The following is a 1,228-nucleotide window of genomic DNA, read 5'->3' as shown; positions in this document are numbered from 1 at the left end:
CACCTCTACAGACCAACCCACTTTCTTAACTTAAAAGGTTGGATATCATGGAATCAAATTCTGAATTCCTTTGGAAGCAGGACTACTTCAAACGATTTGCGAATGTATATTCACAGAAGGTTCTTCCCCTTACTGTTTTCACCGGAGCTGGCTCGTCTCGAACTGCAGGACTACCCAGTTGGGACGAACTGGTAGAAAAGCTTATCTCACAACTCATTTCCTTAAGAAAGGGCGTCTTCGGTGACGCTTTTCTCGAAAGGGAGATTCAAGAAATAAATTCACAATCAAGCAATTGGGACAAGATTGAACTCTTATCGCGCTATTTAGACAGTCAGTACGTATATGCTGTTCGCGCGATACTAAAAAATGAGTCTGTATCCGCTCCCGATGCGCTTGCCTCGCTTTGGAAACTTAGCCCCAGCACTTTTTTAACACTGAACTTGGATGGCTTAGCCAGCCAAGCATATGCCAACCTTCGAACAGGCGTACCACTTAGGACCGATTGTGGTTTCACGATCGGGGGACGAATGGACACTTTCTCAGCTGGACATAACAAGCTTGTTGAGCTTCATGGAAACATCGATGAGCCCACAAACTGGGTATTAACGCAGTCTGATTTAGAAAAGCTCCTACAGAATAGGCGCTATATTTCATATATTCGCTCTATTCTTTCACAAAGCCTAGTTCTTTTTTATGGCGTTGGAATTGACGATGTTTCGGTCGGAGGGCATCTTAAATACCTTCGCGAAATAGAACTAAATGGGGGCGAGTTTTTTATTCTATGCAAAAGAAGCGATTCAATTATAAATAAAATACATGACATCCCTGTGCAGCCTATTTTTTTAGAAGGGCATGATTGGGAGAAAGGATTAAAGATATTTACAGATACTTTGATAAATTTTGTCCCTAAGGATCCATCTTTTCGGAATCCAGTCCTTCCTACAAACAGTGCCGCGATAAGTAATTTCCCCAGTCCTGGCGAATTAATTAAGCTTTCGCCGAACGAAATACGTATGTCTTTGAACAATCTTAGCGAAAGTAATTTTTCTGACGATAATAATAATTTCGACTTCGAAAAATTTAGTCGATTTTGCAGAGAGTACGACTCCCCAATATTCCTCGCTACTCGTGTGAATCCCGATTCCGACAACAATTTTTGGCTCGATTACCACGTCGAACAGGAGATTGGAAAAGGAAATTTTGGCCGAGTATACTCGGCATCATCAAC

1 protein-coding gene is annotated in these 1,228 nt (G+C 41.8%); it reads left to right on the top strand.

What is annotated here, in order from left to right; translation table 11 throughout:
* Positions 1-47: 47 nt before the first annotated feature.
* Positions 48-1,228 (top strand): SIR2 family protein (locus ACWATR_RS40155; RefSeq protein ID WP_460346001.1); only part of this gene is annotated, 1,181 nt, incomplete at its 3' end.

The organism is Nostoc sp. UIC 10890, from assembly GCF_054786515.1.
This window is presented reverse-complemented; position numbering and strand designations above follow the sequence as displayed.